The 23,028-nt window shown below is 38.9% G+C and carries 22 protein-coding genes and 1 riboswitch; of the genes, 7 read left to right on the top strand and 15 right to left on the bottom strand.

The window, feature by feature from the left end:
- Window positions 1–10: 10 nt before the first annotated feature.
- Window positions 11–1,105, bottom strand: a complete 1,095-nt coding sequence (locus tag LXM54_RS22625) for a tetraprenyl-beta-curcumene synthase family protein (RefSeq protein ID WP_233317614.1) — start codon at window positions 1,103–1,105, stop codon at window positions 11–13.
- Between the two features lie 14 nt (window positions 1,106–1,119).
- The gene (locus LXM54_RS22620; RefSeq protein ID WP_233317613.1) at window positions 1,120–1,923 is read right to left on the bottom strand and encodes an alpha/beta hydrolase; all 804 of its coding nucleotides are present in this window, start codon (window positions 1,921–1,923) and stop codon (window positions 1,120–1,122) included.
- A 339-nt stretch (window positions 1,924–2,262) separates the two neighbouring features.
- Here LXM54_RS22620 and LXM54_RS22615 point away from each other — a divergent pair, with 339 nt between their 5' ends.
- A complete protein-coding gene (locus LXM54_RS22615; protein ID WP_233317611.1) occupies window positions 2,263–3,120 on the top strand; it encodes a C39 family peptidase in 858 nt (285 codons plus the stop codon).
- 17 nt (window positions 3,121–3,137) lie between these two features.
- Here LXM54_RS22615 and asnB read toward each other — a convergent pair whose 3' ends face one another.
- From asnB to ytkD, 5 genes are all read right to left on the bottom strand, one after another.
- On the bottom strand, window positions 3,138–5,030 hold the full coding sequence (asnB, locus tag LXM54_RS22610; protein ID WP_233317722.1) for an asparagine synthase (glutamine-hydrolyzing): 1,893 nt from the start codon (window positions 5,028–5,030) through the stop codon (window positions 3,138–3,140).
- Between the two features lie 277 nt (window positions 5,031–5,307).
- The gene (metK, locus tag LXM54_RS22605; RefSeq protein WP_233317609.1) at window positions 5,308–6,510 is read right to left on the bottom strand and encodes a methionine adenosyltransferase; all 1,203 of its coding nucleotides are present in this window, start codon (window positions 6,508–6,510) and stop codon (window positions 5,308–5,310) included.
- A 245-nt stretch (window positions 6,511–6,755) separates the two neighbouring features.
- A riboswitch (SAM riboswitch) is annotated at window positions 6,756–6,915 on the bottom strand.
- Between the two features lie 60 nt (window positions 6,916–6,975).
- The gene (locus tag LXM54_RS22600; RefSeq protein WP_233317607.1) at window positions 6,976–7,218 is read right to left on the bottom strand and encodes a DUF2584 domain-containing protein; all 243 of its coding nucleotides are present in this window, start codon (window positions 7,216–7,218) and stop codon (window positions 6,976–6,978) included.
- Between the two features lie 25 nt (window positions 7,219–7,243).
- Window positions 7,244–8,038 carry an alpha/beta hydrolase family protein gene (locus LXM54_RS22595; RefSeq protein ID WP_233317606.1) on the bottom strand — a complete coding sequence of 265 codons (795 nt, stop codon included), beginning with the start codon at window positions 8,036–8,038 and terminating at the stop codon, window positions 7,244–7,246.
- Window positions 8,039–8,053: 15 nt separating this feature from the next.
- Window positions 8,054–8,581, bottom strand: coding sequence for an RNA deprotection pyrophosphohydrolase (ytkD, locus tag LXM54_RS22590; RefSeq protein WP_233317604.1), 528 nt, complete (start codon window positions 8,579–8,581; stop codon window positions 8,054–8,056).
- A 193-nt stretch (window positions 8,582–8,774) separates the two neighbouring features.
- On the opposite strand from ytkD, the gene LXM54_RS22585 reads away from it, so the two are divergent.
- Both LXM54_RS22585 and cls read left to right on the top strand, forming a co-directional pair.
- Entirely contained in the window at window positions 8,775–9,032 is a 258-nt protein-coding gene (locus LXM54_RS22585; RefSeq protein WP_233317602.1) for a DUF6154 family protein, read from the top strand.
- Window positions 9,033–9,402: 370 nt separating this feature from the next.
- On the top strand, window positions 9,403–10,857 hold the full coding sequence (gene cls / locus LXM54_RS22580; RefSeq protein ID WP_233317600.1) for a cardiolipin synthase: 1,455 nt from the start codon (window positions 9,403–9,405) through the stop codon (window positions 10,855–10,857).
- Window positions 10,858–10,892: 35 nt separating this feature from the next.
- Here the strand turns inward: cls and LXM54_RS22575 are convergent, their stop codons facing one another.
- On the bottom strand, window positions 10,893–11,366 hold the full coding sequence (locus LXM54_RS22575; protein WP_233317599.1) for an S-ribosylhomocysteine lyase: 474 nt from the start codon (window positions 11,364–11,366) through the stop codon (window positions 10,893–10,895).
- A 191-nt stretch (window positions 11,367–11,557) separates the two neighbouring features.
- On the opposite strand from LXM54_RS22575, the gene yidD reads away from it, so the two are divergent.
- Complete coding sequence (gene yidD / locus LXM54_RS22570) at window positions 11,558–11,803, top strand: membrane protein insertion efficiency factor YidD (protein ID WP_233317718.1); 246 nt, start codon at window positions 11,558–11,560, stop codon at window positions 11,801–11,803.
- Here yidD and LXM54_RS22565 read toward each other — a convergent pair.
- Entirely contained in the window at window positions 11,800–12,363 is a 564-nt protein-coding gene (locus LXM54_RS22565; protein ID WP_233317598.1) for a beta-class carbonic anhydrase, read from the bottom strand. The genes yidD and LXM54_RS22565 overlap by 4 nt on opposite strands.
- Before the next feature lie 188 nt (window positions 12,364–12,551).
- Here LXM54_RS22565 and LXM54_RS22560 point away from each other — a divergent pair, with 188 nt between their 5' ends.
- From LXM54_RS22560 to LXM54_RS22550, 3 genes are all read left to right on the top strand, one after another.
- Complete coding sequence (locus LXM54_RS22560; protein WP_233317596.1) at window positions 12,552–13,913, top strand: cytochrome ubiquinol oxidase subunit I; 1,362 nt, start codon at window positions 12,552–12,554, stop codon at window positions 13,911–13,913.
- Window positions 13,914–13,927: 14 nt separating this feature from the next.
- On the top strand, window positions 13,928–14,971 hold the full coding sequence (locus LXM54_RS22555; RefSeq protein ID WP_233317595.1) for a cytochrome d ubiquinol oxidase subunit II: 1,044 nt from the start codon (window positions 13,928–13,930) through the stop codon (window positions 14,969–14,971).
- Between the two features lie 108 nt (window positions 14,972–15,079).
- Window positions 15,080–15,235 (top strand): DUF1540 domain-containing protein, encoded by a 156-nt coding sequence (locus LXM54_RS22550; RefSeq protein WP_233317593.1) that lies wholly within the window; start codon window positions 15,080–15,082, stop codon window positions 15,233–15,235.
- A 36-nt stretch (window positions 15,236–15,271) separates the two neighbouring features.
- On the opposite strand, the gene LXM54_RS22545 is transcribed toward LXM54_RS22550, so the two are convergent.
- The 6 genes from LXM54_RS22545 to LXM54_RS22520 form a co-directional block, all read right to left on the bottom strand.
- A complete protein-coding gene (locus tag LXM54_RS22545) occupies window positions 15,272–16,507 on the bottom strand; it encodes an NAD(P)/FAD-dependent oxidoreductase (RefSeq protein ID WP_233317591.1) in 1,236 nt (411 codons plus the stop codon).
- Window positions 16,508–16,541: 34 nt separating this feature from the next.
- On the bottom strand, window positions 16,542–18,002 hold the full coding sequence (locus tag LXM54_RS22540) for an o-succinylbenzoate--CoA ligase (protein WP_233317589.1): 1,461 nt from the start codon (window positions 18,000–18,002) through the stop codon (window positions 16,542–16,544).
- A 132-nt stretch (window positions 18,003–18,134) separates the two neighbouring features.
- Complete coding sequence (menB, locus tag LXM54_RS22535; protein ID WP_127736786.1) at window positions 18,135–18,953, bottom strand: 1,4-dihydroxy-2-naphthoyl-CoA synthase; 819 nt, start codon at window positions 18,951–18,953, stop codon at window positions 18,135–18,137.
- 42 nt (window positions 18,954–18,995) lie between these two features.
- A complete protein-coding gene (menH, locus tag LXM54_RS22530) occupies window positions 18,996–19,808 on the bottom strand; it encodes a 2-succinyl-6-hydroxy-2,4-cyclohexadiene-1-carboxylate synthase (protein WP_233317586.1) in 813 nt (270 codons plus the stop codon).
- Window positions 19,805–21,547, bottom strand: coding sequence for a 2-succinyl-5-enolpyruvyl-6-hydroxy-3-cyclohexene-1-carboxylic-acid synthase (menD, locus tag LXM54_RS22525; RefSeq protein ID WP_233317584.1), 1,743 nt, complete (start codon window positions 21,545–21,547; stop codon window positions 19,805–19,807). The genes menH and menD overlap by 4 nt, the downstream gene beginning before the upstream one ends.
- On the bottom strand, window positions 21,544–22,920 hold the full coding sequence (locus LXM54_RS22520; protein ID WP_233317582.1) for an isochorismate synthase: 1,377 nt from the start codon (window positions 22,918–22,920) through the stop codon (window positions 21,544–21,546). Before LXM54_RS22520 ends, menD begins: the two co-directional genes overlap by 4 nt.
- Window positions 22,921–23,028: the final 108 nt, after the last annotated feature.

Raw genomic sequence — 23,028 nt, 5'->3', positions numbered from 1 at the left:
CGGCCTACATTTATTTAGATATCGTCTTCATCATTCCTGCTGGAATCATCTTTTGAAACTTGCGGTATGCTCGTCCATTAATATAAAAGAAGTAGCCAACCGGACCGGAAGTTTTAATAATTTCCCTTGCCAGCTTTCTAATATTTTGCTGCTTATATACTTTTTCGTCAGATAAGTAGACACCGAGCAGTCCTCTGTTAATAAGTTTGTGGAACCGTTGATGAGGGAGATTTTTTGTATGTCTGTCTGCTTCTTCTACAAAATGCTTTAACCGGCTGAAAAGCTCTTCTTCATCTTTATAATAGAAGCAGAAATTTAAATCGCCGCCCTGTCTGTCTTCTTCCTGATCGATAAAGTAATCTAATAATATGTGAAGACCTTGTATATATGGAAAATAGCCGTCTCGAATATTGGAGGAATAAGCTGGCTGAAAATCCTTTCTTAATGCATAAGAAACTAAACAAAATATCCCTAATGTTGAACCGGAGCATGCAGAGAATTCATACCAATCCATTTCAGGTATTGCGTGCTTGTTCTCATCAAACCATGATTTCAATCTTGGAATTCTTTCCTCTACCATAACATGCTTATGTATTTGCAAATCGCAATAATATCGGCAAAGTTCAAGTAACTGGTCTTTAATATATTCATAATTCTCTAGCTCTGCGAGTGTGTCCCGGCATGTTTTGGCTAAATCATACAAGTAGCCGCCGTCATCTTGATCCTCTCGGAACCGGTAATAGTTAGTGGGTTGTGCCCCGACTGTGAGCGCATGCTCCATTGATTCATGCAGTGCAGAGAAATCCCGCGGATCTAATGAAGTGCTCCGGTCACATAGATTATCAAGATAATCGCTGATTGTTTGGTATGCCACAATAAATTTAATGGCAGTCTTATATTCATGCCTTGAAATAAGGGCCATGATTGATCCGCCTTCACAGTGGAATGTTTTGTCCTTTATGCTCGCCAAAGCCTGTCTTTGCAGCTCAGGATTTGGGATTTGCTTTGCTCTGTTCGTCCAATAGTTCAGTTCCTTGTGAACAACAGGAAAAACCTTTAAATACACTTTAGACATTAATGTTAGTGGCATGTTTGGTACAGACATTTTTAAAACCTCACTTATACAATATAACCTATCGATTTTAGCTGACTATTGATAAAATCAAGCGCATAGTCAAACACATCATCTCGTTCCGGCTCGTTAAAGATTTCATGGTAGCATTGTGGCCATTCTTTAAATCTCTTTTCTGATAATGGTACCATATTGAACCAATTTTTCACCATTTTTTTATCTACTACTGAATCGTCTCCCCCTTGCATAAGAAGAAGAGGCAAATCCTGCATTTTGTTTACATTCGCAAAGGCTGCAGCCATTGCACTAATCAGTTCTCTATACCATCTTACAGACACTTTTGTAATATATAAGGTATCGTTGCTATCTATTTCCCTAATTTCTGCATTTCTAGTCGCCATTTCGATTGTTAAGCCTGTATTCATGCGCAGTCTAGGCGCAGCTTTGTTCAAAAGGATTGAAATGGCGCTCAACAGCTTCGGCGGATATTTTTTTAACCCAAGACATGGCGATGAGAGAATAAGACCAGCAAGCTTAAGATTCTCCTGTTGCAGCAGACGAATAGATGCCAAGCCTCCTAAGCTGTGTGCAATCAAAAAAACCGGCAATTCAAATTGGTAGGCTGCTTGAATCCAGTCTTTAACTTCAATTGTATACTCACTGAAAGAGTCGATATGCCCCCTGCTTGACCGTGTTGTCATGCCTTGGCCTGGAAGATCCCCCATCACGACATGAAAACCAGATAAGCGAAACATTTCAATTAGCCAACCGTAACGGCGATGATGCTCCATAGCACCATGAACAATCACGACGACTGCTTTAGCCTCTCCTTCCGCTTCCCATTTCCACATAAAAAATCTCCCCCATTCGACTTATCACAGTATTGCTTCTTCTATTATGTAACACGTAAATGCACTTTGACAAATTTTTAAATTAAATTACGGCGATTGTTCCTGATTATTTAAGGAAAATTAAAGGTTGCCGCAGTACTCTATATTTGATAAAACACATATTTAATACAAAAAATCGGTTTTTATATTATGCACTAACGGGAAAAAAATATTAAAAAATAACCAAATGCAGCCTCTTTAGGCGTGAAAGGTATCTTCAAGTCAAGAAAGTTCATTTCTTACTATTTATTTTCTCAAAATTTATCCGATAAATACTTATATAAGAAATAGGTGATGAAAATGAATACAAACGAAATAATACTATACTCTGTCCTTGCTCTATTCTTCGTATTATTCCTTGTAGTTCAAAAAAGGCTTACTAAAATTGTAAAAGGACTGCTCTTTTCCTTAATAGCCATATTAGTTGGCATCAGCTTTTATGTATTAAATTTAGACGGTTCTAAGAATTTTGCGCTTGCAAAAGAGCGGGTAGAGGAAATAGCTGTTACAGCTAAAGAAAATGTAGAAAAATTAAGTTCAAAAGTAACTATAAAAGAATCTGTGTTATTGGAAGCAACTGCAATGAATCAACTGCCAGAGCTTCCGAGAGGCTGTGAAGTGACGGCTCTTGCGATGCTTTTGCAATATGCAGGTGTAGATGTAGATAAGATGACACTTGCAGAAGAAATTACTAAAAATACTACAGCATATGAAGTCGTTAACGGTACTATTTATTATGGCAATCCTAATGATGGGTTTGTCGGAGATATGTATTCCCTTGAAGGTCCGGGGCTTGGTGTTTATCATAAGCCGATTGCTGAGCTAGCGGAAAAATATCTTCCAGGAGCAATCGTTGATTTTACTGGCTCTGATTTCGATTCGGTAAAAGAACAGCTTTCAGATGGCCGTCCAGTTTGGGTTATTACTAATTCAAAATTCCAAGAGCTTTCTGATGATAATTTCCGCACATGGGTAACTCCAAGCGGCACAATCGATATCACATATTCCGAGCATTCCGTCCTGATAACTGGCTATGACGAAGATTATGTTTACTTTAATGATCCATTGACAGGTGAACAAAATAAAAAAGCACCCATCGATGATTTTATTGCATCGTGGGTGCAGATGGGAAGCCAAGCAATAACTTACAGCAACTAACTTCCCTACTCCATTAATTAAACAAGTGTTTTTTCTTTTAAATATTCCTTTTCGAAGGAATATTTTTTTTCGATATAAACACTATGCCAAACCATAAACATCAATACAGTCCAAATTTTGCGGCTGTTGTCAGCTTTACCTTGGCAATGGTCTTCCAATAGCTGCAATACAACAGATTTGTTCAGCAAATGGTCTGTATCGCTTTCTTTAATGATTGTTTTTGCCCATTCGTTCATCTCATCTTTTAACCAGTGACGAATTGGCACAGGGAAGCCTAGTTTTTTGCGTGTTAATACATGCTCAGGCACAAAGCTTTCCGCTGCTTTTCTTAAAATATACTTTGTAGTTCCATTTGCAGTCTTTAAGCTAGACGGTATTTTAGAAGCTACTTCAAACACAGCTTTATCTAAGAAAGGTACACGCAATTCTAGAGAGTGAGCCATTGTCATTTTGTCTGCTTTCAGCAAAATATCTCCTCTCATCCATGTGTGGATGTCAATAAACTGCATGCGGTCAACTGGATCATAACCTTTGCTTTCTTCATAAAGAGGTTTTGTAATATCTGTATGATCAATATTTTTGTTGTAGATGGACAGCAACTGTGCTTTTTCACTTTCACTGAACATCTTAGCATTTCCGATATATCTTTGTTCCATCGGTGTCACACCGCGTTCAATAAAGCTCTTTCCTTTAACACCTTCAGGAAGAATCGCTGCAATAGCACGCAACAGGGACTTACCAATTTTAGGAATTTTATTAAATACTTCCAATGACTGCGGCTCACGGTAAATATTGTATCCGCCAAACAGTTCATCTGCACCTTCGCCTGAAAGAACAACTGTAACATGTTTTCTAGCTTCTTGTGCAACAAAGTATAAAGGCACACATGCTGGATCAGCAAGCGGATCATCCATATGCCACATAATTTTCGGAATTTCATTCATATATTCCTGTGGTGTAATGATGCGGCTGATGTTTTCTAAACCAAGCTTATCCGCTGTTTCCTTCGCTACGTCAATTTCACTGAAACCATTATGCTCAAACCCGACAGAGAATGTTTTAATTCCAGGATGGAATTCTTTCGCAATACTAGCAATAATCGATGAATCAATTCCGCCGGAAAGGAAAGAACCAACAGGAACATCGCTTCGCATATGCATTTTTACACTGTCAAACAGCACATCTTTAATTTCTTTAACGAACTCTGATTCCGTTTTGTTCACAGGCTGGAAAGATGCTCTCCAATAGCGTTTAATATCCATTGGCTCACCAAGTTTTTTCGTGAAGTAATGACCTGGCTCAAGCTTGTTGATGCCTTCTGACATTGTATTAGTCTCAGGAACAAACTGGTAAGTCATATAATGCTGAAGAGACTCATAGTTTAATACATCGCTTTCTAATGCCATTGCAATACTCTTTTTCTCTGATGCAAAGTAAGTCTTTTCACCATCATCAAAATAGAAGAAAGGCTTGATTCCAAATGGATCACGAGCACCATACAATGTTTTTTCCTGCTTGTCCCAAATAACAAATGCAAACATGCCGCGAAGTTTTTCAACAGCCTTTTCTTTTTCATGGCTGTAAAGGGCAATGATTACTTCTGTATCTGAGTTAGTTTGGAACGTTAAGCCTGCCTTCACTAGCTCTTCTCTGATTTCCAAATAGTTATAAACTTCTCCGTTGAAGATGATCCAATAACGTTCATTTTCATATGTTAACGGCTGATGCCCAGACTCGATATCAATAATACTCAATCTTCTGAAGCCGAATTGGATATGTTCATCATAGAAGTATCCTTCATCATCCGGTCCACGGTGTGTAATAATTCTATTCATATTCGCAAATTGTTCTTTTTGCGCCTCTTGGAAGTTTTGCTCTTTTTCATGTATACAGCCTACAAAACCACACATACTGCTCACCTACTCCATTCTTCTCCTGTTACTAAGGAGACCTAAATTACTGTTAGTATAAACTTTTACTGTTAATCTTTAAATGTAATCCGAGCTATTTTAAAACATTATTATGTCCTATTAGCAAATATTGACTACCATTTATATTTTACATTAATCCATTATAGACGAAAGTCTTGATAATTTTAAGAGCTAAAAACAAGTAAAATTTTCTACTGACTTATTAGACGGAAAAAGAAAGAAGGAGTTACACTTTATTACCGTGCAACTCCTTCTTTTATTTTCCAGCGACAGCTGTTTTTAATACATCTGATTTATCTGTACGTTCCCAAGGCAAATCTAGGTCATTACGTCCAAAATGTCCGTATGCTGCTGTTTGCTTATAAATTGGGCGACGCAAGTCCAGCATTTTAATAATTCCTGCTGGGCGAAGGTCGAAGTTTTCGCGGACAGCGTCTACCAGAACTTCTTCTGATACAGTGCCTGTATTAAATGTGTCAATAGAAATGGAAACTGGCTGAGCAACACCGATTGCATATGCAAGCTGCACTTCAACCTTGTCTGCTAATCCTGCTGCCACGATGTTTTTCGCTACATAGCGTGCTGCATATGCTGCAGAGCGGTCTACTTTAGTTGGATCCTTCCCAGAGAAAGCTCCGCCGCCATGTCTTGCATAACCGCCATATGTATCTACGATAATCTTTCTTCCTGTCAATCCTGCATCACCTTGTGGTCCGCCAATAACGAAACGGCCAGTTGGATTAATGAAATACTTCGTATTTTCATCAATTAATTCTGCTGGAACAACTGGATTAATTACATATTCCTTAATATTGCGTTGAATTTGCTCTAATGTCACTTCAGGGTGATGCTGTGTGCTGATAACAATTGTATCAATTCTTACAGGTTTATCATTTTCATCATATTCAACAGTAACTTGCGTTTTGCCGTCCGGACGCAAATATGGCAAGATTTCCTCTTTACGCACTTCAGCCAGTCTTCTAGAAAGCTTATGAGCTAAAGAGATTGGCAAAGGCATAAGCTCTTTTGTCTCATTGCATGCAAAGCCGAACATTAATCCTTGGTCCCCTGCACCGATCGCTTCTATTTCTTCATCTGACATTGTTCCTTCACGTGCTTCAAGGGCTTGGTCCACACCAAGAGCGATATCAGCAGACTGCTCATCAATAGAAGTAAGCACTGCGCTCGTTTCTGCATCGAAACCATATTTTGCACGAGTGTAGCCAATTTCCTTAACTGTTTCTCTTACAATTTTCGGTATATCCACATATGTAGATGTAGTTATTTCCCCTGCAACTAAAACTAATCCTGTTGTTACAGATGTTTCTGCTGCAACACGGGCATTTGCATCTTTTGCTAGAATAGCGTCTAAAATCGCATCTGAAATTTGGTCACAGATTTTATCCGGATGACCTTCCGTTACCGATTCAGAAGTAAACAAGCGACGTTTTGATGACATCTGATTTCCTCCTTATTATAAGGCAAGCACTCTTGCCCTCTAAATTGATACGGTACTCATTCCCTAGATAGTATGAAGTAAACAAGGTGTTTTTATCCGAGAAGTGTTATCCTTTGGCAAAAAACACTTGCTCAAAAACACACATGAAAAATATACATTTTTTTAAAAGATAATGGACCAGATTGCATACAAAAAACCTTTTCAATAGTGAAAAGGCTCCAAGCAAAATTGATTCGCACCTTTCACTCTTATCGTTCAAGGATATTTCCTTGCTACAGGTTAGCACCTTTCCTAAGAGAATGTCTGCTCCATCCATCAATTAAATGGATGTTTCAGCCTATTTTCTTCACATAGTAGGTTGCTGGGTTTCATCGGGCCAGTCCCTCCACCAGCTCAGGATAAGAGAGTATCCGTTCAAGATTTCATAATAGCTCAAACTTTTAATTACTGTCAATATATTTATCTTTAATTAGTCGAATTTAATGCAATCAATTTGTATGTTATTTTCGTTTTTCCATCAGACCACTCCAGTTTTTCAATGGAAGCAGTTCCGATAAGTTCTCCTTTAATGGTCTTTCTGACTTCTAAAGGAATATGCAGGGGATATAAACGATATGCTTCTTTTTCGAGTTGAAACCAATTCTCCTCAAGGCGCAATTCATTTCCTTTGGTGACAATCATTGTATTTAATTCTAAGGGCATTCCCATTTTTCGTTCTCCCTCCTTCTTATCCTTACTTATATTCTACCAGCTTTTCACTGTGTTTTTTCATCCAACTGCATAAATTTTCTACAACCTTCCGATTGACTTTAGGAGGGAAATAGTGAGTGAATTCTGGAAAGTACCATGTTTCAACGGTTTTCCCTTGCTTTAGAAGCCCCTCTTCCAGCTTTTTGCTGTGTTCAATGGACACATTTGTATCCTGCATTCCATGAATAATTAAAGTAGGTGCGCAAATCTTGTCCAAATAATGAAGAGGCGTTCTCTCTTGAAACCGTTCCGGATATTTTGCCGGTGTGCCGCCAATGACTCTTTTCATCATTCTCCGCAAATCCTTCCTTTCTTCATATGTCAGCACCATATCAGAAACACCGCCCCATGTGACAATAGAAGCAACAGGACAATAAATGCCAACAAACAAAGCCATAACACCGCCTCTTGAAAAACCAAAAACATGGACTCGTTTAACGCTCGGGTAATTTTTTAGCAGATGAAAAGCAGCAATTCCATCTTCCCGATCTTCTCCAGCGAAATCTTCATTTCCTTCTCCACCTTGATTGCCCCGGTAAAATGGTGCAAACACAATAAAGCCCTCTGCAGCGAATTGAACAATTCTGCCTGGTCTAACCTTGCCAACATTTTTTATTCCGCCTCGTAAATACAAAAATCCGTCTGAAATGTCTTCCTGTTTAGGTACAGCAAGTAATCCTTTTACTTTCAAACCATTTACAGCATATGTAACGATATACAAGTCAATTGAAGGATTTGGGGAGGGGAATCTGATTTGCTCCAATATCTCTCCATTCATGCGAATCCCACCTTTTTATTTTTTTGTATAATACCCCAAATTTTCTCCTGATAATTGTTCCATCATTCTTTTTATACAATAATCAATCGTCCTATCTTTCATAATATAGCTGAAAGATTTATGAAAACGGACATCTAATATATCTCCGTTATAGATTCTTGGCCCTTCTGTTTCTAAATAATTATCTCTATGCTGCAGGGAAGAGATATGTGCAAAATAGACTGCTTTAACAAACTTAGAATCTTTTTCATGGACCTCATACTCTGCAATCCAAGTAAGCTTGCCGACAATTCCGCCTGTTTCTTCCATCACTTCCCGTCTGCATGCTTCCATTAGTGTTTCCTTGTCTTCGACTTTGCCTCCTGGAAATTCAATGCCTCTCGTTTTATGCTTTGTCATCAGCCATTTTCCATCCCATAAACAAATGACTAAAACATGTTTTGCAGGAAGAGAAAATGCATTTTTCTCAAATGATAAATTCACTTTTAGTCCATTATTGTCATAGAATGTTTTCATCATTGCCTCACATTCATTAGTAATCATTTTTCTAGTCCTACTGGAATATCTTTCAATTGATAGGGTATGTAACCATTATAAAGAATAGGGGTATAATAATGAAACTGAAAGCTTTAATTAAGTTGTGGCGAAAATAGACATTCTCCGATATTATAGTAAGTATAATTAATAAAGCGGTTACATTAATACACACCGATATACCATTTGGAGGGAATGGATCATGAAATTAGTCGATGAATTATATAATTTATATAAGAATAAACTAACTGGTGATGAGGAAGATATTGATATGCTAGCATTCGCCTTTTTAGAGGAAATGTCTAGAGAAGATCTTCTTCATATCATCCAAGAGCTAAATGAGCAAGAGCTGTATGACTTGATGGGCTTATATTTAATTGAAAGCCTTAAAGGCAAATTTGCCAAAGATGATTATCGTCAGCAAGGTCATACATTGTTTTCGCCAAGAAACCTGCACTAATTCACTCTGCAAAAAAAGACAAGTTCCAAGCGGACTTGTCTTTTCCTTTTTAACCTTCATTCTCTACCTGCAGGAAATCTATTTAGAGCTTTAGCTCATTGGTCATGGATTTGTCCTTTATCAAGTTTTAAATAACCTCTATTAAGTACTTTTACCATCTGGATGTTTCGTTTAATATTGTTTGTTGGAGGGAAGATTATATGGGAACAAAATAGTTTTCAACATCAATCATTTTCACCTATAATGATACAGAAATCTTCAGTACTACCATTTTTTGAACCTTTTGTTGCTCTCGACCTTTGGCGTGAAGTGGTTGCAGATGATACACAAAAGAAATATTTAAAAGACAAAGGTTGAAAGGGATTGTTCTATGCACGTATACACTATTTTATTAAGTACAATCATTTTACTTAACATTATCTTCGCTTTCCTAGTCATTTTCTTTGAAAGAAAAGATCCCATCGCCACTTGGGCATGGCTCATGGTTTTGACCTTTATCCCAATACTAGGATTTATTTTATACCTTCTTATTGGTCAAAATTTGCGAAATAGGAAAATGTTCCAATGGGATGAGCGAAAAAAGCTTGGAATCGAACAAGTCTTGGCGTCTCAATTATTGCAAATCAGTTCAAATCAGCTGCGCACTACAAATGAAGTTATTAGAAATAATCAAGATCTTATTTATATGAATTTATTCAATAATGATGCTGTTTTGACAGAAAATAACGCAGTCGATATTTATACAGACGGCAAGGAAAAGTTCGACCAATTATTAAAAGATATTATGGCAGCTAAAAAATCAATCCATCTGCAATATTATATCTTTAAAAATGATGGGATAGGTTCCAAACTGATTGCAGCCTTAACTGAGAAGGCAAAGGAAGGGCTGGAAGTAAGGCTCTTGTATGATGAGCTTGGCTCGAGAACTTTACAAAAGCGCGCTTTTAAGGAATTAAAAGCTGCCGGTGGGCAAGTTGCCGTCTTTTTCCCAAGCAAGTTTCATTTAATTAATTTACGTATGAATTACCGTAATCATCGAAAGCTTGCCATTATCGACGGGCATATCGGCTATATTGGAGGCTTTAATGTTGGGGATGAATATTTAGGATTGAATCCTAAATTCGGCTACTGGCGCGACACGCATCTTCGTATTGTCGGCACAGCCATTTATGCTATTCAGACAAGGTTTATTCTTGACTGGAACCAAGCGGCCGCACACCATGAAATTCATTACTCTCCAGATTATTTTCCTGGTAAGCTTGACGAAATTATCGGGAATATCGGGATGCAGATTGTCTCAAGCGGTCCAAACTCTGAGTGGGAGCAAATCAAAAATGGCTATATTAAAATGATTACAGCTGCTAAGGATTCGGTTTTTATTCAAACACCTTACTTTATTCCTGACGCGAGCTTGCTTGATACTTTAAGAATTGCAGCCCTATCAGGGATAGATGTTAAAATTATGATACCAAACAAGCCTGACCATATGTTTGTTTATTGGGCGACATATTCCTATATTGGTGAAATGCTAAAAGCAGGAGCAAAGGTATATATATATGAAAATGGTTTTATTCACGCCAAGACATTGCTTGTTGACCGGAAAATCAGCTCTGTAGGTACTGCTAATATTGATATGAGAAGCTTCCGTCTGAACTTTGAGGTAAATGCATTTATATATAGTGAGGAAATAGCGAATTCACTGACTGACGGCTTTATGGAGGATATGAAGCTATGCACTCCCCTTTCATTAGACAGCTATTCAAAAAGATCATTATGGATTAAATTTAAGGAATCATTCTCTCGATTATTAAGTCCACTGTTATAAAAAAGAGGTGCTAGATAGCACCTCTTTTGCTTTGCTTATGCGAAAACTTGCTTCAAGTCTTCTTTGCTTTGCTTTAACCAGAACTGCATAAGCTTTTTTGCTCCCTCAAGATCATGAAGCTTCGCTTGGCCGCATTGTGTTTCATTTGCAGCAGGAATTTCTGTGATTTCAACTGCTGTTTTCATTGTATCTTCAAGCAAATCGATAACTTCTTCCACAGTCGGCTCACCGCTGACAACTAAGTAATAGCCAGTTTGGCAGCCCATTGGGGAAATATCAATAATATCAAAATGATTATATTTTTCTACATGTGCACGAAGATTAAATGCTAATAAATGCTCTAATGTATGAATCACATCAGGCTTCATTGCCTGTTTGTTCGGCTGGCAGAAACGGATATCATATTTATTAACAACCCCGTCACTTCCTACTTTGTGGACACCACAGTGTCTAACATACGGAGCTTTTACGGCATTATGATCTAGTTCAAAGCTTTCAACTGAAGGCATTCATGTCATCCCCTTTTTTTTCGTTACCTCATTATAACGTAAAACCCGAGTATTTTCATCAACTTAATTATATTATATTTTTCCAGTTTAAGAATGTTCGTAAATGGAGTGCTGTCATTTTCTTCTCTTTAACAGTCATGCTATACTGACTTCAAGTAAGCATTAGAAATTAGGAGTGCAAAATATAAATGATAAGCAAACTGTTCATCTTACTAATCCGGTTTTATCAAAAGGCCATTTCACCACTTACTCCGCCCTCCTGCCGCTTCTATCCTACCTGTTCCTCTTATGGTTTAGAGGCTATCAGAAAGCATGGTGCATGGAAGGGCGGATATTTAACAATAAGGCGCATTCTCAAGTGCCATCCATTTCATCCGGGCGGTATTGATCCGGTCCCGGAAGAATGGCCGCACAAAAAGGATCATTCCCCTAATTAAGCTTTATAGCCATCGACTACAAGGTCAAGCTTTCCTGTTTTAGGATCAATTACTAAGCCGTGAACAGGAACATTTGGTGGAAGAAGGGGATGATTCTTCACCATCTTAACACTATGTGACACACTTTCTTCAACAGAACTAAAGCCTGTTAGCCATTTATCCAAATCCATGCCGGAGTTTTCTAATGTGCTGATAGTATCCTCAGAAATTCCTCTATCCTTCATTTTATCAAGCATAGAGTCATAATTTAAGGCACTCATTCCACAATCATGATGTCCGATAATCATTACTTCATCTGCCTTTAATTCATAGACAGCTACAAGAATGCTTCGCATGATACTTCCGAAAGGATGTACTACTACTGCCCCGGCATTTTTTACAAGCTTTACATCACCGTTAGAAATATTCAAAGCATGTGGCAGAAGCTCAAGCAGTCTTGTATCCATACAAGTAAGAATAACCATTTTTTTATTTGGGAATTTCGTTGTTATGTAACGCTCGTATTTGTTTTCTGCTACAAATTGTTCGTTAAAAGTTAAAATTTCATTTAATAATGTCATTATCCTTATCTCCTATCTTATCTACTCTTTTTTTTACTATATCCATCTATTATATAGTAAGTAAAAAATCTTTTGAAGACAACTCCTAATAACTAAAAGCCTGTATCTATCCATTCTTACATAATTGCGCCAATTCCTGAAAATACTAACAGCAGTATTCGGAATACAAAAGGAAAGGATAGATATTAATGGATCATCTAGTTACTGCTCGAAGCATGTTCGGGATGACGATGGGGTTTCACATCATCTTCGCAACAATCGGGGTCGGACTGCCTTTAATGATGTTAGTGGCAGAAATTCTTTATCAAAGAAAGAAGGACCTTGATTATGTCATCATGGCGAAAAGATGGACAAAGACATTTGGGATTTTGCTTGGTGTCGGTATTCCCACAGGGACGATTGCCGGCCTTCAGCTTTCCTTGTTATGGCCAGGCTTCATGAAAGTGATTGGAGAGGTAATGGCACTCCCTTTTCAGATAGAAATCTATGCTTTCTTCATAGAGGCATTATTTATGTCCATCTATGTGTATGCAGCCGAAAGGATTCCACCATGGGCCAGGATCAGCAGTCTTATTCTTGTTGCAATTGGTGCCCTTGCATCTGCCATCCTTATTACAAATGTACATGCCTTTGAAGGAACACCGCAAGGATTTCGCATGGAAGACGGACAAATTACAGACGTAGATCCATGGAAGGCTTTCTTCAATCCTACCTTTTTTGTATCCGCAGGACATGTAGCGATGAGTGCTTATACAACAGGAGCCTTTGTTGTCGCAGCTGTTTCTGCATTTAAGATGTTAAAACAGCCATTCGGCTCGCGCATCTTTCAGTTCCATCAGAAAGCATTGATTTTAAGTATTTCAGTCGGTGCTGTCTTTTCCTTATTGACTGCCTTAAATGGACATGAGTCTGCTCAAAAACTGTATGAATATCAGCCGGAAAAGCTCGCTGCTGCTGAAGGGCTCTTTGAAACACAGTCTCATGCACCTCTCGCCATTGGCGGTTTCACAGACAAGGAGAATAGAGAAATAACCGGTGCGATTGAAATACCATGGGCACTTAGCTTTTTAGCAGGAAACAGCTTTGATACGGTTGTCACAGGCTTAAATGACTTTCCTGAGGAATATTGGCCACCGCTTTATGTTCATACACTATTCAATGCCATGGTGGGGATAGGCTCCTTTCTAATTCTCCTTTCCTTCGCTTCATTGGCATGGAAATTCCTTTTGAAAAAGGAGCGTTTTCCTAAATTTATTATGTGGATCTTTGTAGCTTCTGGTCCTCTCGCTATTGCTAGCATAGAATTCGGCTGGATTTTTGCTTGTACAGGCCGTCAGCCTTGGACTATTTACAGGCAGTTATCAACGGCAGATTCGGTAACTACAAGCGGCAACCTTCCATTGCTGTTTTTCTCTTTTATGATTGTTTATATCATTTTAGGGGTTACGGTGGCTTTAGTACTTATCTATTACTTCCGCAAAAACACAGTACTGAAGGACTTAAATGCTGCAAAGGAAAAAGAGATCCCGCTGTTTGGATCTAACAGTTAAGGAGTGTTAGCAACATGACAGATTCATTACTGGCGATTACTGTACTGTGGGGATTTGTATTCATATACGCCATTATGGCAACGATGGACTTTGGTGCAGGCTTCTGGTCGATGGTTTACATCAACAGGGAAAAAACGCGAGCAACAAATATTGCAAACCGTTATCTTTCTCCAACATGGGAAGTAACGAATACTTTTGTTGTTGCCATCGTTGTTGCAGTTTACAGCTTATTTCCAAAAGCTGCTTATACTTTAGGAACGGTTCTGCTTATACCAGGAAGCATCATTCTTCTGCTTTTGGCAATCAGAAGTGCCTTCCTTGTTTTTTCAAATATTGTGGAAGAATACCGCAAGCCGCTAACGTATATTTCAGGCATTACTGGAATGCTGATTCCAGGTATTTTACTCAGTGTCCTTCCAATCACCCATGGAGGATTTGTTGTATTTCAAGATGGCAAGCAAAGCCTTGATCTCGTCGGATTGTTCTCTAGTCCTAACGAATATGCCTTTTTCGGCTTTGCATTAAGCAGCACACTTTTTCTATCTTCGTTGCTTCTGGCAGATTATTCAAATGTTTCGAATGAACCTGAGGCCTATCGGCTATACAGGAGGGATGCAATTATTCTCGGTCCTATTTCTTTATTGATGGCAGTATTTATCATGCTCACATTAAAGCAGGATGCCAATTGGATTTATGTAAAAATGATGGATGATTTATATTTGCTTCTCCTTTCTCTTTTCTTCTTTATACTTGGGGGAGCAGGTCTTTTCCTTCCCTCACGAAAAAATAAAGACATAAAGGGAATGCCCAGGCTCGCTATAGTATCCATTACTATTCAATATTTAATGGCTAGCTATGTTTACGGTAAAGCGCATCTTCCATATATCGTTTATCCTGAAGTAACAATCACATCGTCCTTTACTAGTCCTAGCTCATTTCATGCGATATTCGCAACTTATATTGCAGCTTTCATTATTCTGTTTCCTGGTTTTTATTTCTTTTGGAAATTGTTTATGCATGATAAAAAATACTTACAGCAAAAGGCGACTAAAAAATAGGACATCACTGCTACAAGTATAAAATTTTCGTTTCTGCTTCATACTAAGTATAGGAAGAGGGCTACCCAATTCCTGTAAATCATAAGCCAACTAAGGAGAGTGTTTCTATTGGCAAAAGATGTACTTTGTGAAGTAAGAAATTGTACTTTTTGGGAAAGCGGAAATTTATGTGGAGCCGATCAAATTTATGTAGTAAGCCATGTAGGTGAACATGCTGATAACAGCAGAGAAACAGATTGTAAAACATTTCAGCCTACAGAATAACGAAAAAAAAGAGAGGACTTTGCCTCTCTTTTTTGTTTACTTGGAATATAACTTCTTCTCTGGTCTGTCTGGAGCAACCAATTCTTCATCAGGATGCTTGCCATAAAGAATAATATCCCTGATTATTTTGGCACCAAGCATGCTGTACACTGTTCCATTTCCCCCATATCCTAAACAATAGAAGATACCATCCTTGCTTGGGTGCTTGCCGATAAATGGTCTGCCGTCTGCAGATTCGCCAAAGGTAGCTCCATAAACATAGTCAACATCCATTACATATTCAGGGAAATGCTCCTTTATTTTCTCCAGCAGTCTTTCTCCATATTTCTTTAATACTTTAGCATCTTGTGGAGCTTCCATTGGATCTTCATCAAGACCGCCTGCTACAATCCTGCCATCATATGTAGTCCGCATATAAAAGTACGGTCGTTTCGTCTCCCATATCATGCACTGTCCTTCCCAGCCAGCAAAGTTTTCAAGTCTGCTTGTTGCGATTGCGAAGGAACGATTTAATTCAGCTCCAAGCCGGTCCGTATGAAGTGCGGCTTCATACCCTGTTGAATAAATAATTTTTTTCGCGTGAATGATTGCTCCGCTGTCAGCTTTAATTTGCCAATATCCATCTATAAAGCCTTGCTCCTGTACATTAGTTTGTTCATATACACGGACATTTTGCTTTAAAGCTGCCTCTTTAACAAGCTGAATAACAAGCCTCTGAGGATTAACCTCCGCATCTCCTTCTGTAAGAATAGCAGCAGGCTTTGAGAAGCCGAAGCGCTCCTTCATTTGATTATCATCTAAATATTCAACAGGAAAACCGTGTTTTTTCAACATCGCATACTCTGTTTTCAACTTATCTGCATCTGTTTGACTGCTTGCATAATATAAACTTTTTCTTTCTTTGAATTGAACATCTTCTGTTAGAGAACTGGCAATGTCTTTTAAATCTTTCATTGCCTCAAAACACAGTTCGTAAAATCTTACTGCTTTTTCCTCTCCGATTGTTTGAGCAAATTCATGGAGCATCATATCGTTGGAGTATTGTAGAAGTCCTGTATTTGCTGCAGAACTTCCATGCCCTATTTTCCTTTTATCTGCAAGTACAATCTCTAAATCTTCATTTGCTAAGATATTCGCTGCTATAGCTCCAGACATTCCACCGCCAATGATAAGTACATCACAAAAAACATCCTCCTCCAAACGAGGATAGGAAGGAATATCTCTTAATGTATGTGGCCAATACAGCTCTCCATGATATAAATCAAGCCCCATGACAAAGCCCCCTAAAATATATTAGTCTTGGCTATTACAGCCACTCTCTTAATGTTTTTCTGACAATTTTTTTTGAGGCATTCCTCGGAAGCGCTTCTATGAAATGAATTTCTTTCGGTAGCTTATAGGAAGCTAATTTCCTTCTGCATTCTTCCAACACATAACTTTCAGTCAAGTCCGTTCCTTCCTCACATACAATAAAGGCTGCGGGAACTTGTCCCCATTTTTGGTTATCCATTCCGACAACCCCAGCTTCTTTAATTCCTTCTATAGAGGAAATTACCGATTCCAATTCTGCTGGATAAATATTCTCTCCGCCAGAAATAATCAGGTCTGAACGGCGATCAAGTACATACAGGAAGCCTTCTGTATCTTTATACCCTATATCGCCAGTGTGAAACCAGCCATCAGCTGAATGAGCTCCTTTATTCAAATATCCTTTAGACACATTAGGACCATATACAACAATTTCGCCAGCTTCTCCAGCTCCTAATTCATTTCCATCATCATCGACGATTTTCAACTGAGCAGGAAACAAAGGCTTGCCTGCAGAGCCAATCTTCCTTGCAGCATCTTGAGGCGGTAATGTTACAATTTGGGAAGAGGTTTCAGTCATGCCATAAGAGTAATACACTGGAATTCCCTTTTTCATACAGCTTGAAATTAACTCAATAGATGCCGGCCCACCTCCAAGAAGCATGTAACGGAAATACTCTGGAAACGGGCTCGTTGCTGCCTTTTCTATTTTTTGGAGCATTGCTGTCACAACAGACATAATTGTTATTTTTTCCTTCTGCAAATCAGTCAGAACTTGCTGTTCATCAAAAGACTCGTGCAGGACAATTTTCATTCCATATAGCAGACTTCTTATTAATATAGAGTATCCGCTAATATGGAAGATAGGCACAGTACAAAGCCAAACATCCTTTTCGGTCATCCCCGCATTTAACACATTGCCGACAGCGCTCCACCAATGATTTCCGTATGTTTGGATAACACCTTTAGGAAAGCCTGTCGTCCCAGAGGTATACATGATGGTACATGTATCTGCTAAATTTACTGTTTCCTGAACAACAGGCTGCTGAAATGGACCATTTTCCAACTCTTGATTAAACATCACATTTAAAGAAGGTAATGCACAGACCAATTCCTCTGTCTTTGTATGAAAATCATTGTCTGCAATAAGAGAATGAGATTTGGAGTCTTTGATTTGATACAGCAGTTCATTTGCTGTAAGGCGATTGTTTAAGAGCACGGCTCTTGCTCCCAGCAAATGAAGAGAAAGAAGAGCGATTACAGTGCGAAGATCGTTTTTCACTAAAAAAGCGACATAGTCCCCTTTCGTAATCCCTTTTGCAGTTAATACTCCTGCTGTGTAATATGCTTTTTCATACAGCTCCTGAAAGGTCAATGAAGTATTTTTGTAGACAATTGCCTCTTTGTCAGGTGTTAAAGAAGCTCGGTTCTTCAGGAAATTAGGAAGCAATTCTTCCATATGATTCTCTCCTTTTTAGTTAACAGCATTTGTTTTTTGTAATCAAAACAGGGTGACCTCCATCTTCTCCACTAATAGAGTGGAAAAGATGCTAGAAGTCACCCTTTTTTGGTTTATCCCGTTATTTGAAAATCAAGGAAAACGTGGGAATTGGCCAAAGTCAGGCTTGCGTTTTTCCTTAAAGGAATCGCGTCCTTCTTTTGCTTCATCCGTTGTGTAGTATAGAAGCGTTGCATCTCCAGCAAATTGCTGAATCCCTGCAAGTCCGTCTGTGTCTGCGTTAAACGCCGCTTTCAAGAAACGTAAAGCAGTCGGGCTCTTTTCTAGGATTTCCTCACACCATTTGATTGTCTCTTCTTCCACTTGCTCCAATGGAACAACAGTGTTTACAAGCCCCATATCCAATGCTTCCTGAGCATTGTATTGTCTGCATAAGAACCAGATTTCTTTTGCTTTTTTGTGTCCGACAATGCGAGCTAAATAGCCAGAACCGTAACCTGCGTCAAAGCTTCCTACGTTTGGTCCAGTTTGTCCAAATACAGCATTGTCTGCTGCGATTGTTAAATCACAGACTACATGCAGTACATGGCCGCCACCGATTGCATAGCCTTTAACCATTGCGATAACCGGTTTAGGAATTACACGAATTAATCTTTGCAGGTCCAGAACATTCAAACGAGGAATCTGGTCTTCTCCCACATAGCCGCCATGTCCTCTTACTTTTTGGTCTCCGCCTGAGCAGAAAGCTTTTTCTCCTGCACCAGTCAAGATAATAACACCAACACTGCTGTCATCTCTTGCTCTTGCAAAAGCATCAATTAATTCATTTACCGTTTTTGGTGTAAAGGCATTATGTACATGCGGGCGATTAATCGTAATTTTCGCAATGCCATTGTATGTTTCATAGATAATTTCATCGTAATTGCGCACAGCAACCCATTCTACTGCCATTTATATTTCCTCCTTTTATTTTGCCGAACTTTTATGAAGTCCTCAACTGCTGTTCGACAAAAACTCACTTACTATTGTACCAAAAATTTCAGGTTTCTCCACATGAATTGCATGCCCTGCATCATCCACGTTAATCCACTCGAAGTTTTCGTTTTGTTTTTGCATCTCACCAGCGATCCTGCAAAACTTTTCATCCAGCTTTCCTGTTAACAGCAACGTTGGACACTTCAGCTCTCCTAACCTTTCCCACCAGGAAGGCTGAGAGCCGGTCCCCATTTGTTCAAGGCTGTTGGCAAGACCTACTGGATTATTCATAAGCCTTTGGCTTCTAATTTTTTCTTTTACGTCCTTGCTTAAACGAGTCTGTGTGGCAAATAGGGGAATATTTTCCCATTTGTTCACAAACTTGTTAACTCCTTCTTTTAAAATATAGTTTCCTAATTGCTCATCCATTATCCGTCTTTCTCTTCTTTCCTCTTCTGTTTTCAGACCAGGTGTCGCACTTTCCAGCACTAAATTTCTGACCATGTCAGGATAGATGAATGCAAATGTTAGGGCAAGCCGCCCACCCATGGAATATCCTAAAAGATTTGTTGAATCAACTTCTAACGTTTCAAGTAGCTTTTTGATTGCTTTAGCAGCATATTCTATCTTGTAAGGCTGCTGTTCATCAGGTGATGCAGTTTGGCCATGTCCAATAATGTCCATCATGATAATCTGGTGGTTCTTTTCAAAAACAGGGATAAACTGCTGCCAAGTACTAGAATCCCCTGTAAAGCCATGCAGCAGCAATAATGGCTCACCTGAACCGTAAACTTCTACATGGTAGGAGATATTATCGACAACTATATTCATTTGCCTTCATCTCTCAAAAAATGTTGTATTTCCTGGGAAACTTTCGCCATAATCTGACGATGCTCCTTCAAGTTTTCGTCTCTATTTGTCTTTATTTCAAATAATCGGATGCTAAAATTCGACTCTGCATCCGTACATAAAGCTCGTAAGTGATCCCAATTCTCCACAACACTGTATTGTCCACCGTACAAGTTAATAAGATGTTCAAAATTTAAATCTAACGGTGTTCCAAATAATAGTTCAAAATGCTTTGGATGCTGAGCTTGGGGCAAGAAGGAGAATATTCCTCCACCGTTATTGTTAATGAGTATTATCGTAATCGGCACGTCAAATTGCTTTGCTGCAATAAGACCATTCATGTCATGGAAGAAAGTTAAATCCCCCAGCACTAAATACAACGGCTTTCTTTTGGCTGCTCCCACACCAAGAGCTGTAGACACAGTACCATCAATTCCATTAGCCCCTCTGTTCGCATAAATAGAAATATTCTTTGCTTGTTTATGAAAGAATGTATCCAAATCTCTGATAGGCATACTGTTGCCTACAAACAATACAGAATTGTCAGGGATAAGATCTGCTAACAAATGAAATAGCTTCGCTTCACTTAGTTCAGTTATATCTGCTACCTGACTTATTTCTTGTTTTGTTTTCTCATTGAGACTGGTCCAAAGCTGTCTGTGGTTTCCCTTACTGTGCTCGACATGTTCAATCAGTTTCCTGCAGAATGTTGTTTCATCACAATAAACCATTTCAGCTGTCAGCTGATTAGGATCTCTGAAACCAGCACCGCCGTCGACTACTATTTGCAGAGCTTCTAATTCCCTCATATATATAGTGAGGGGCTTGCTGACAGGCATGCTTCCAAAACGAATGATAACCTCAGGAACTAATGCTTGCTTTACATCCTCGTTCCGTAAAAAAACATCATATGTGTCGACAATCAGATTATCGGGATCCTCCATGGATCGAAGCTGTGATAATGGATCAGCGAGGATAGGGAAATCGAGTGCTTTTGCTAACTCCAATATTGCCTCCGAAAAATTCCCATCGTTCATTTCTCCGCAAACAATAATTCCTTTAGAAAAGCCTGTAAGCCTTGCTGCAAGTCCTTTTACATATTCATCTGAAACAGTTAGTTCCCCATTAATGATTTGTAAATATGGATCATCCGCTTCATACTTCTCTAACTGATTAAAATCTGGGATGAGCGGTTCGCGAAATGGAAGGTTCAAATGGACTGGACCTTTAGGTTCCTTTGTTGCAGCGGCAACAGCCCTTGCACTGACGGTTTTAACATAACGCAGCATTTCTGGAGCTGCATCAGGCGGAGACATTTCCATAAACCATTTTACTTGGTTTCCATACAAGTTTATTTGATCTATTGCCTGAGGTGCACCGACATCCCTCAGCTCATGAGGTCTGTCCGCCGTTAAGACAATCAGCGGTATTCTTGAGATTTTTGCCTCCACAATAGCAGGAAAATAGTTTGCAGCCGCCGTACCGGAAGTGCAAACTAAAACAGTGGGTTCCTTTAAGGCTTTTGCCATCCCTAAAGCATAAAAAGCAGCAGACCGTTCATCCACATGAACATGGACATTTACATGAGTATGCTCAGCCATTAACAAAGCAATCGGCGTTGAACGAGAACCGGGACTAATAACAGCATTTTTAATCCCGTTTCGGACCAGCTCATTTACGAATGACTGTAAATAAGCAGTTAAGTTTTCTTGATGGTTCATCCTAACTTACCTCCTAGTGCAGAAAGCATCGGTTTGAATTTTATTGCCGTTTCCTTGAACTCTGATTCCGCATCAGAATCTTTTACTACACCGCAACCCGCAAACAATGAAGCTTCCTTGTTTTGAATAAGAGCAGAGCGGATACTCACGGCAAACTCGCCATTACCTTGATAATCCATCCAGCCTATTGGAGCTCCGTAAAGCCCTCTATCCAAAAATTCCGCCTCGCGGATTTTTTCAATAGCCTGCTTTTGCGGATAACCGCCTAATGCAGGTGTCGGATGTAATAATTCTATAAGTGAAAATATAGAAGCTGAATTTTTTAAACTTCCTGTAACTGGAGTAAATAAATGTTGAATATCTCTCATCTTTATGAGGCTAGGCTCTGCTGGGATATCAAAAGTGCTGCACACCTTTTCCATCGCCCCTTTTATCATTTGCACAACATAATCATGCTCCATCCTGTTTTTCGGGTCATTCAGCAGTTCTAAGCCGAGTGCTTCATCTTCTTCTGCACTGCTTCCTCTTGCAATAGATCCTGCTAAGCATACGGAAAAGACTTGTTTACCTGATTTTTTGACAAGTCTTTCTGGTGAAGCACCGATAAAACAATCTTCCCCTGATTCTAATGCAAACACATAGCTGTTTTTTTGTCTGTTCAATAAATTTTGGAGGACAGATTCAACGGAAATTACCTTTTCAAAACTTAAGCGGCTTTCCCTTGCCAGTACAACCTTTTTTAACGATTGTCCCAGTTCCTGAACTACCTCTTCTACCATCTTCTTCCATTCAATACCATTAATTTCTGTACTGTCGAGCAGCTTATTTGTCAGTGTTTCGCTTGAGAAAGATTCATTGCTTTTTGGCATTTTCTGCAAACATGCTTTCAGTCTCTCATTTACTTGATCAGAATCTCCGAACTGGTTAACTGTAAGGTATTGCTCGCCATCTATTTCACTAAACATGATGGATGGCAAGTAAAAATGCGCGTTTTGAAAGTTTTCCCACAAATCTGTCCGTTCCTTCAAAGGATCAAACGCAAAACCGCCGAACAGAACCGGGCCAACCCCTGCAGTGTTAAATGGATTATTTATTTCACTGTTCTCAAGTAGCTCATGCCATTTTTTTTCAATCACTTCATAAGTATGCTCTTGCTTGCTGGATTGAATTGTTTTGCAAATGCCAATTCCAGCGTATATGGAAGTACCATCAGGGCTTTTCCAAAAAAATCGTTTTCCTTTATATTTATTATTCTGAGCATAAAAAGATAAAAAATCCCTTCTCTGCTCTAACTTAATCACCTTGCTTCTTAAAATAGAAGTGGACGCTTTTACTGCACTGCCTTCTAACAGAAGTCCTTTACTTTCTTTCATTACCTTGTAAATCCCCCTATAAGATCAGCCATTCCATATTGGTTTATAGCTCTGACCTTGAACTGAACTGCGATAATATCTATTCATATGCTCACAAATGTTCAATTT

Origin of the sequence: Bacillus sp. Au-Bac7 (genome assembly GCF_021341655.1) — a bacterium.
Taxonomy (GTDB): domain Bacteria; phylum Bacillota; class Bacilli; order Bacillales; family Cytobacillaceae; genus Niallia.
This window is presented reverse-complemented; position numbering and strand designations above follow the sequence as displayed.

Excerpts from the sequence above, each read along its gene's own strand:
- LXM54_RS22565 (WP_233317598.1), bottom strand. The coding sequence starts at position 12,363 with ATGACATTATTAAATGAAATTTTAACTTTTAACGAACAATTTGTAGCA.
- LXM54_RS22585 (WP_233317602.1), top strand. The coding sequence starts at position 8,775 with ATGAAATTAGTCGATGAATTATATAATTTATATAAGAATAAACTAACT.
- LXM54_RS22560 (WP_233317596.1), top strand. The coding sequence starts at position 12,552 with ATGGATCATCTAGTTACTGCTCGAAGCATGTTCGGGATGACGATGGGG.
- LXM54_RS22620 (WP_233317613.1), bottom strand. The coding sequence starts at position 1,923 with ATGTGGAAATGGGAAGCGGAAGGAGAGGCTAAAGCAGTCGTCGTGATT.
- menB (WP_127736786.1), bottom strand. The coding sequence starts at position 18,953 with ATGGCAGTAGAATGGGTTGCTGTGCGCAATTACGATGAAATTATCTAT.
- asnB (WP_233317722.1), bottom strand. The coding sequence starts at position 5,030 with ATGTGTGGTTTTGTAGGCTGTATACATGAAAAAGAGCAAAACTTCCAA.
- menD (WP_233317584.1), bottom strand. The coding sequence starts at position 21,547 with ATGAACCATCAAGAAAACTTAACTGCTTATTTACAGTCATTCGTAAAT.
- LXM54_RS22545 (WP_233317591.1), bottom strand. The coding sequence starts at position 16,507 with ATGGGGCTTGATTTATATCATGGAGAGCTGTATTGGCCACATACATTA.
- LXM54_RS22575 (WP_233317599.1), bottom strand. The coding sequence starts at position 11,366 with ATGCCTTCAGTTGAAAGCTTTGAACTAGATCATAATGCCGTAAAAGCT.
- LXM54_RS22600 (WP_233317607.1), bottom strand. The coding sequence starts at position 7,218 with ATGGGAATGCCCTTAGAATTAAATACAATGATTGTCACCAAAGGAAAT.
- menH (WP_233317586.1), bottom strand. The coding sequence starts at position 19,808 with ATGAATATAGTTGTCGATAATATCTCCTACCATGTAGAAGTTTACGGT.
- LXM54_RS22520 (WP_233317582.1), bottom strand. The coding sequence starts at position 22,920 with ATGAAAGAAAGTAAAGGACTTCTGTTAGAAGGCAGTGCAGTAAAAGCG.
- cls (WP_233317600.1), top strand. The coding sequence starts at position 9,403 with ATGCACGTATACACTATTTTATTAAGTACAATCATTTTACTTAACATT.
- LXM54_RS22625 (WP_233317614.1), bottom strand. The coding sequence starts at position 1,105 with ATGTCTGTACCAAACATGCCACTAACATTAATGTCTAAAGTGTATTTA.
- metK (WP_233317609.1), bottom strand. The coding sequence starts at position 6,510 with ATGTCATCAAAACGTCGCTTGTTTACTTCTGAATCGGTAACGGAAGGT.
- LXM54_RS22595 (WP_233317606.1), bottom strand. The coding sequence starts at position 8,038 with ATGAATGGAGAGATATTGGAGCAAATCAGATTCCCCTCCCCAAATCCT.
- ytkD (WP_233317604.1), bottom strand. The coding sequence starts at position 8,581 with ATGATTACTAATGAATGTGAGGCAATGATGAAAACATTCTATGACAAT.
- LXM54_RS22615 (WP_233317611.1), top strand. The coding sequence starts at position 2,263 with ATGAATACAAACGAAATAATACTATACTCTGTCCTTGCTCTATTCTTC.
- LXM54_RS22540 (WP_233317589.1), bottom strand. The coding sequence starts at position 18,002 with ATGGAAGAATTGCTTCCTAATTTCCTGAAGAACCGAGCTTCTTTAACA.
- LXM54_RS22555 (WP_233317595.1), top strand. The coding sequence starts at position 13,928 with ATGACAGATTCATTACTGGCGATTACTGTACTGTGGGGATTTGTATTC.